This is a genomic window from Rudaea sp. (assembly GCF_036560865.1).
In the GTDB taxonomy this organism is placed as follows: Bacteria; Pseudomonadota; Gammaproteobacteria; order Xanthomonadales; family Rhodanobacteraceae; genus Rudaea.
Genome location: NZ_DATBQK010000151.1, coordinates 1 through 6,418, shown reverse-complemented (window position 1 = coordinate 6,418; position 6,418 = coordinate 1). Strand labels below are relative to the sequence as shown.

At 63.6% G+C, this 6,418-nt stretch carries 5 protein-coding genes and 1 pseudogene; 3 read left to right on the top strand and 3 right to left on the bottom strand.

The features are described from left to right. Positions 1–128: 128 nt before the first annotated feature. Together VIE67_RS14370 and VIE67_RS14365 are read right to left on the bottom strand one after the other, a co-directional pair. Positions 129–962: a DUF72 domain-containing protein gene (locus VIE67_RS14370; RefSeq protein WP_332027136.1), complete on the bottom strand. Its 834-nt coding sequence runs from the start codon at positions 960–962 to the stop codon at positions 129–131. Beyond that, positions 959–1,402, bottom strand: a complete 444-nt coding sequence (locus VIE67_RS14365; RefSeq protein WP_414707378.1) for a VOC family protein — start codon at positions 1,400–1,402, stop codon at positions 959–961. The genes VIE67_RS14370 and VIE67_RS14365 overlap by 4 nt, the downstream gene beginning before the upstream one ends. 230 nt (positions 1,403–1,632) lie before the next feature. On the opposite strand from VIE67_RS14365, the gene VIE67_RS14360 reads away from it, so the two are divergent. The 3 genes from VIE67_RS14360 (at position 1,633) to VIE67_RS14350 (ending at position 6,209) form a co-directional block, all read left to right on the top strand. Beyond that, on the top strand, positions 1,633–2,532 hold the full coding sequence (locus VIE67_RS14360) for a DMT family transporter (RefSeq protein ID WP_414707379.1): 900 nt from the start codon (positions 1,633–1,635) through the stop codon (positions 2,530–2,532). Positions 2,533–2,582: 50 nt separating this feature from the next. Further along, the gene (locus tag VIE67_RS14355) at positions 2,583–4,835 is read left to right on the top strand and encodes a tetratricopeptide repeat protein (protein WP_332027134.1); all 2,253 of its coding nucleotides are present in this window, start codon (positions 2,583–2,585) and stop codon (positions 4,833–4,835) included. Between the two features lie 447 nt (positions 4,836–5,282). Then, a complete protein-coding gene (locus tag VIE67_RS14350) occupies positions 5,283–6,209 on the top strand; it encodes an alpha/beta hydrolase family protein (protein ID WP_332027133.1) in 927 nt (308 codons plus the stop codon). Positions 6,210–6,284: 75 nt separating this feature from the next. Here VIE67_RS14350 and VIE67_RS14345 read toward each other — a convergent pair. After that, a pseudogene (locus VIE67_RS14345) lies at positions 6,285–6,418 on the bottom strand (IS30 family transposase); the annotation flags it as partial.

Sequence of the window (6,418 nt, the reverse complement as noted above, 5' to 3'; positions counted from 1 at the left end):
GGCGCAACATGGAGCGGTGAGCGCCTTCCGTGGCACCACCCCTCATCCGCCTTCGGCACCTTCTCCCGCCAGCGGGAGAAGGGAGTAAAGCTGAACGTCGCATGCAGAATTATTCGCGGAACGGCACACTAACTTGCGATGCGTTCGATCAGCGCCATTGCCGCCGCCGGGTTGCGTTCCTTCGCGCTGCTGATGAAGTAGATGTATACATCGCGCGGTTTCATGTTTTTGCCATCGTTCCCTGCGCCTGACTGGACGCGGGGCAGGTCGCTCGGATCGGCACCGGCGGACCACGCGCGGGCGCGCTGTGCCCAGGCGTCGAGCTCGTTCATGGGGTAGCCGGTTTCGATCGCCCCTTCGCTGCGCATCAGGCGCGCATAAACGAAGTCGCCGGTGACGTCCGCGAACGAGGGATATTTCGGCGATTCGGTGAACACGGTCGGCACGCGATACTTGCGCACCAGTTCCAGGTACTCGGCGCACATGAAGCTGGCGTGGCGCACTTCGAGAACATGATGCAGCGGATAGCCATCCAGATCGCGCGGCAGCTGGTCGAGGAACGCGGCCAGATCGCTGCGTTCGAACGCCTTGTACGGCGGCAACTGCCACAGGATAGGACCAAGCCGGTCGCCGAGTTCGGCAAGACCGCCGAACACAAAATCGTCGATGGTCTTGCCAGCATCGGCGAGTATCTTGCGATCGGTCGTGTAGCGCGGCGCCTTGAGCGAGAAAACGAAACCGTCCGGCGTTTCCGCGCGCCATTTCGCATAAGTGGCCGGCTTCTGCGCACCGTAGTAGGTGCCGTTGATTTCGATCGCGGTGAGCTGGCGGCTCGCGTATTCGAGCTCGCGCCGCTGCTGCAATTTCGCCGGATAGAAATTATTGCGCCAAGGCGCGAACGTCCAACCGCCGATGCCGACACGGATGCGCGGACTTGCCGTAGCGGCGAACAAATCGCTCATGATGCGTGCGACTCCGCAACCCAGGGATCGTATTCGCCGAACCACCACAGATGGCCTTCGAGATCGCGGCAGCTGTAACCCTTGCCGCCGTAGTCCGTGGTTTCCAGTTCATCGACGATCACGGCACCCGCAGCTTTTGCCTGCGCGTAGTGCGCATCGCAGTCGGCGACGATGACGCAGGGGCATTGCGTTTCGCGACCGCCGATTTCGTCGGGTTGGGCAATACGTTCGCTCCATGCGCCAGCGACGCCGACCGAACCGAGCATGATCATGCCGTTGCCGAAGGTGAGCTGGGCGTGATGCACGATGCCGTTGTCGGCATAAACCGCATGTTTCTCGAAGCCGAAAGCACGGCACAGCCAGTCGATCGCGGCAAGTGCATCGCGGTAGCGCAGCGAGGGGATGATCGTCGCGCGGGTATTTGCAGCAAGCATGGTCATGATGGCTCCTCGCACGAATCTGATGTCGGCTCGACGCCTAAGCTAGCTCCCGGCTTGCCGGCTGTCACGTTACGAATGTCATCTTCTGCGCAATGAGTGGTGCCACGGCAGGGTGAAGAAGTGGCGCTTGCCCGCCGCAAGGATTAAAGGACAATGCGATTCTTCGCGTGAAAGGTGAGTCGGCCATGGCGTCCACAAGTGAGAGCGCGCAGGCGCAGGAGGGCAGTGCCGTGTCAGGCTCGCCCGTCGCCGACTTGGCTCCCGCTCCGCGCGACTGGCTCAGCGCGGCCGAACTGACCCTGCTCGGCGCGATCTGGGGCGGCTCGTTCCTGTTCATGCGCATCGCCGCCGGCGATTTCGGGCCGATCGCGCTGGTCGAAACGCGGCTCGTGTTCGGTGTGCTGCTCCTGCTGCCGTTCCTGTGGCGCGTGCGCGATCGTTTGCGCACCGCGCACTGGCTGCGTTTCGCCCTTGTCGGCGCGCTCAACTCGGCGATCCCGTTCGTCTTGTTCGCCTGGGGCGCGGAGCGCGCGCCGGCCGGCATCGGCGCGATCAGCAACAGCATGACCGTGTTGTTCACGATACTCGTCGGCGTCGCCGCATTCGGCGAGCGCATCGGCACCTGGCGCGCGCTCGCGCTGGTCGGCGGGTTCGTCGGTGTCGTCGTGCTCGCCAGCGGACGCACCTCGGGCACGAATGTCGGGCAGGCCGCGCTGGCCGGTACGCTCGCTTCACTGTGTTACGGCATCGCGATAAACCTGGTGAAACGCTATCTCACGGACTTGCCGCCCGGTGCCATCGCGGCGGGCACGTTGACCTGCTCGACCATCTTTGTCGCGCCGCTGGCCTGGTGGGCATGGCCGGCGACGTCGATCCCGCTCAGGTCGTGGGCCTGCGCGATTACGCTCGGCGTGCTCTGCACCGGGTTTGCCTATGCGCTGATGTACCGGCTCGTGCAGCGCGTGGGTGCGGCGCGCGCGTCGACCACGACGTATCTGATTCCAATCTTCGGCGTCGGCTGGGCGTGGCTGTTCCTGGGCGAGCAGCCGACCCCGACCATGCTGATTGCCGGCGTACTCATTCTCGGTTGCGTGATCCTGAGCCAGCGCGAACAGCCGAGGCGGGTTTGAATCGCGATTGCGACATGGCGCATCGCCGATGATCGCGTTGCCATGCGATCATGCGTGCACTCGCAATCCACGACCCGCACATGAGTCCGCAAGACAAGCGCTTGGCCATCGAGCAACTGCAGAAAGGCATCATCCAGCATCGTGCCGAGCAGCTGGGTCTGGCGCAAAGCCATTATCAGCGCGCCGCCAAGCTCGATCCGGACAATCCGAACGCATGGCATCTGCTCGGCGTATGCGCCTTGCAGGCGAACAACCCGGCGCTCGCGGCGAAGCATTTGCGCACCTGCATAAAGGCAAGCCCGGGATTCGCCGAGGCGCACAATAATCTCGGTGTCGCCCTGCGCCGGATGGGGCGGCATGCGGACTCGATCGCGGCATTCCGCGGAGCGCTCAAGGCGCGCGAGCGCTATGTCGAAGCGGCCTACAACCTCGGACTCGCGCACGAATCGACCGGCGCACCTGCCGAGGCCGAGCGCGCATACCGGCTGGCTTTGCTGTGGCGCGCCAACCACGCTGACGCGTCGATGAACCTGGCCAACCTGCTGCGCAGACAAGGCCGCTTTGACGAGGCGCTGCCGCTGCAGCAGATCGCGCAGCAAGCCGCACCGGACAATGCCGGGACCAACGGCAACCTGGCGCTTCTGCTGCGCGATATGGGGCGCAATGCCGACGCGGTGCGCTATGCCCACGCGGCGGCGACACTGGATCCCGGCAACGCGCTGTGGTGGAAGGCGCTCGGTGTGGCCGAACGCATGCGAAAGAACTACGAGCCCGCGATCGCCGCACTGCGCAGTGCTTGTGAGCTTGCGCCCAAGGACGACGGTGCGAGATCCGAACTCGCCTTGGCCTTCAGCGAAGTCGGCGATATCGAACAGGCGCGCGCACTCATGGCGCGTGCGGATCCGCGCGAAATTCACCATGAGCGCATGCGCTGGTCGCTGGCGCTGTCTCTGCCCTCGGTTTATCGCGACGAAGCCGAAGTGGAAACCGAACGTGAGCGTTTCGCGCACGGGGTCGACGAAATCAGGACGCGGCTGCACTTCGATTCGCCGGCTCAGCGCGAGGCGGTCTATTACGCGGTGATCGGCGTGGCGCCGTTCCTGCTGCACTATCAGCCGCGCGACAACACTGCATTGCAGTGCCGTTTCGGCGACCTGGTCACGCACGCGATGCAGCGCATCGCGCCGGTTTTCATGCAGCCCTGCGACTGGCAGCCGCGCGCGCACGGTGGGCGCGTGCGAGTCGGCATCGTCAGCAGCCATCTCATGCAGCACACGGTATCGAACTATTTCCATTCGCTGTTGTGCGGCCTCGACCCGCAGCGCTTCGACGTGCACGTGTGGTACAGCGGCCAGATACGCGACGACAGTACCGCCGAGCTTGCCGCGCGCGTCGCTGCATTCGACTACGTCGGCGACGATGCGTTGACCAGCGCCAAACGCATCCGCGACAGCCAGCTCGACGTCTTGATCTATCCGGAAATCGGCATGGACCCGCGTCATCAGGCGCTCGCCTCGATGCGGCTCGCGCCGGTGCAGTGCGTTCTCTACGGGCATCCGGCGACCAGCGGCTTGGCGAACGTCGATTACTTCATCAGCGGCGAAGCGATCGAGCCGGCAAACGCCGAGAGTCACTATCGCGAGCGTCTGGTCTGCCTGCCCGGAATCGGCGCGCAGCCGCGCACGCCGCCAGGGCCGGGCAATGGTGACTGGTACGAGCGTGAGGCGCAGGCAGGGTCCTTGCTGCTGTGTCTGCAGAATCATCTCAAGCTCGAACCCGGATTCGATAGCGTACTTGCACGCTTGGCGATCGCTACGCAATCGCGCATCGGATTCTTCAGCCGCAATCCTGTGCTCGTGCGCCGTTTTCGCGAGCGCATCGAAGGCACATTCGCACGCACCGGTGCCGATCCCGCGCGGCATCTGGCATTTCTGCCCGTGCAATCGTATCCCGACTATCTCGCCGGCATCGCCCGCGCGCCACTGGTACTGGACTCACCCTGGTTCTCCGGCGGTGCGACCAGCCTCGACGCGTTCTGCGTGGGCACGCCCGTGCTCACACTCGAAGGCGCGATGGCACGTGGCAGGCAGACCTCGGGCATGTTGCGCATGCTCGGCGCCGAGGAGCTGATCGCGACCAGCGACGAAGACTATGTCGAGAAAGCAGCGGCACTGCTGCGCGATGAACAACGCCGCGTGATGTTGCGCGAGAAAATTCTGCAACGCAAATCTGTCCTGTTCGACGACGATGCGGCGGTGATTGCGTTTGCGAACTTCATCGAGAACGCAGCTCCGGTTGCCTGAGTGGCTAGCGCCGCGCTTCATTCAAACTGGCCTTGCCTGATTCACCTCTCCCGCCGGCGGGAGAGAGCCTGCCCCGGACTTGATCCGGGGTCGGCGTGCGTGCGAGACCTTCCACGAAGTCACGCATTGGGACAAGAATATCCTCGCGGCGGCTCTCGCAAAGACACGGGCCGGTCAGGGCCGGCCCGTGGCACCGGGAACCGAGCAGGGGGAGTCGCGTGCAATCCGTGCGTCCTGGCGATTTGTCCGTGAGCTGTGACGCGCAACGCGTGTGCCGGTTGGGGTGCCGTTGAATCGTACTAACCCCGTGCGAAAGTTTCGTTGCACGCACATGACCGCGGAGAGTTAGTCCCGGCGCGAACAATTGTTATATCCTCCGCCGATTCGAGAGAGCGGCACTTTCCCTCAGCGCTCGTCTCACTACCGCCAACCGCAGGGAGATAAAGCATGTTGAGACTTCTTGCCGGTGCCCTCGCGCTACTTACGCTCTCGTTGCCAGCTGGAGCGCAGGTCAAGCCGTTTCCGCGCGACTTTCACACGCAGGAGATCAAGACCGACGACAGTACGACGATTCATGTCCGCAGCGGCGGCCATGGGCCGGCGGTCGTGTTGATCCACGGATTCGGCGATAGCGGCGACATGTGGGCGCCCTTGGCCGCTGAGCTTGCGCGCGACCATACGGTGGTTGTGCCCGACCTGCGCGGCATGGGTCTCTCCTCGCATCCCGCGGGCGGCTATGACAAGCGCACGCAAGCGGCCGACATCCGGGCCGTTCTCACTCAACTGAAAATCGATCGTGCGGCTGTAGTCGGGCACGATATCGGCACCATGGTCGCCTATGCCTACGCGGCCCGCTATCCCGACAAGACCGAGAAGCTGGTAGTGATGGACGCGCCGGTCCCCGGCATCCCGCCATGGGATGACATCGTCAACGTCGTACTCAATCATCCGCTCTGGCACTTTGGCTTCGGTGGCCCCGATGCCGAGCGCCTCGTTGCTGGGCGCGAGCGCATTTATCTCGATCGCTTCTGGAATGAGTTCGCAGGCGACCGAACGAAGATCGACGAGGCCACGCGTGTCCACTATGCCAAGCTCTACGCGCGCCCAAGTGCGATGCACTCTGCCTTCGCCCAGTTCCTTTCTTTCCCTACGGATGTCGTGGACAACAAGGCGTTGATGGCGACCAAGTTGACCATGCCGGTCCTCGCGATCGGTGGCGAGAAGTCCTTCGGCGTGAACGAGGCAGTCGTCATGCGCAACGCCGCGACCAATGTTACCGAAGTCGTTGTCCCCAATGCCGGCCACTGGCTCATGGAGGAGCAAACAGCGGCGACCGTTGCCGCGATTCGTATGTTCCTGGATGCTAAGAACTGAGGCGCACTACTGCTATTAGTTACATGGGGCTGCCTGATCGGAGGGATTGGGGAATGTCCGCTTTCGGCTGCGGATTCAACCGGTCAATGCAACAGTTTGCCGATATCGTTCGGCGGGTGTTTCGTAGCGTAGCGTTTTTCTGGGACGTTCGTTCAATCGTCTCGCTACGGCATTGAGCTTCGCTTGCGAGAAGGTGGATAGGTCGGTGC